Origin of the sequence: Vibrio sp. 1731 (assembly GCF_033339955.1) — a bacterium.
Classification (GTDB): domain Bacteria; phylum Pseudomonadota; class Gammaproteobacteria; order Enterobacterales; family Vibrionaceae; genus Vibrio; species Vibrio alginolyticus.
This window is the reverse complement of record NZ_JAWOVO010000180.1, coordinates 1-1,029: the sequence shown is the minus strand read 5'-3', so window position 1 is coordinate 1,029 and position 1,029 is coordinate 1. Positions and strand designations below refer to the sequence as shown.

Sequence of the window (1,029 nt, the reverse complement as noted above, 5' to 3'; positions counted from 1 at the left end):
GGGTTTGACGCTGGATGACCTCGTACGTGCGGTGAATGAAGTGGGAGCAGCACCTTCTGATTTGATGGCCATCTTACAAGCATTGAAACAAGCTGGTGCCATCGAAGGCCAGTTGATCATCATTTAATGGTTAGGAGGTTGCGATGATGAAGAATCCTAACGATATCGGTTTTATTCACGACATTAGCTCACTCGATAGCCTGCGTCAGAAAGCGGTTAAAGAGGGCAAAGATGGCGAGCAAGAAGCACTGCATGCGGCTGCTCGTCAGTTTGAGTCTATCTTTACATCCATGATGCTGAAGTCGATGCGCGAAGCGAACGAAGGCTTCGAGTCGAACATCATGAATAGCCAAAATGAGAAATTTTACCGCCAGATGCTTGATGAGCAGATGGCGAGTGAACTGAGCGCAAATGGCTCTATGGGCTTGGCAGATATGATAGTGGCACAGCTGACGGCTGGCCAAGGCAATGATAAGAGCGAAACGGCAATGCGCGATGCGGCAAACAGCGCGGTAGAATATCGTCGTGTGGACCCTAAAAAAGCGCGTGAAATTGAAAAGCGCTTGATTGAGTCCGGCGAACTTTCCCGTACCAGCCATACTCCTGCTAAGTTTGATTCACCAGAATCCTTTGTGAACTCCATGAAACCGTACGCTGAAAAGGCGGCGAAAGCGTTGGGTGTAGAACCATCATTGCTTCTTGCTCAAGCAGCTCTGGAAACTGGCTGGGGACAAAAAGTGGTGCAAAATGCTCGTGGTAGCAGTAACAACTTGTTCAACATCAAAGCAGACAGAAGCTGGCAAGGTGATAAAGTCACCACGCAAACATTGGAATTTCATGACAATACGCCAGTGAAAGAGACGGCAGCGTTTCGTTCTTACTCGAACTATCAAGATAGTTTCAACGACTACGTCCGTTTCTTGAATGACAATCCACGTTACGAGACGGCATTGCAGCAACGCGGAGATTCTGAATCCTTTATTCGCGGTATTCATCGAGCAGGTTATGCGACGGATCCAACCTACGCCG

The 1,029-nt window shown here is 48.4% G+C and carries 2 protein-coding genes; both read left to right on the top strand.

Annotation, left to right across the window (positions count from 1 at the left end; all coding sequences use genetic code 11):
* Positions 1-127, top strand: a 127-nt coding sequence (locus R7035_RS26075; protein ID WP_318146431.1) for a flagellar basal body P-ring protein FlgI, incomplete at its 5' end; no start/stop codon positions are given.
* Between the two features lie 16 nt (positions 128-143).
* Positions 144-1,029, top strand: an 886-nt coding sequence (flgJ, locus tag R7035_RS26070; protein ID WP_318146430.1) for a flagellar assembly peptidoglycan hydrolase FlgJ, incomplete at its 3' end; no start/stop codon positions are given.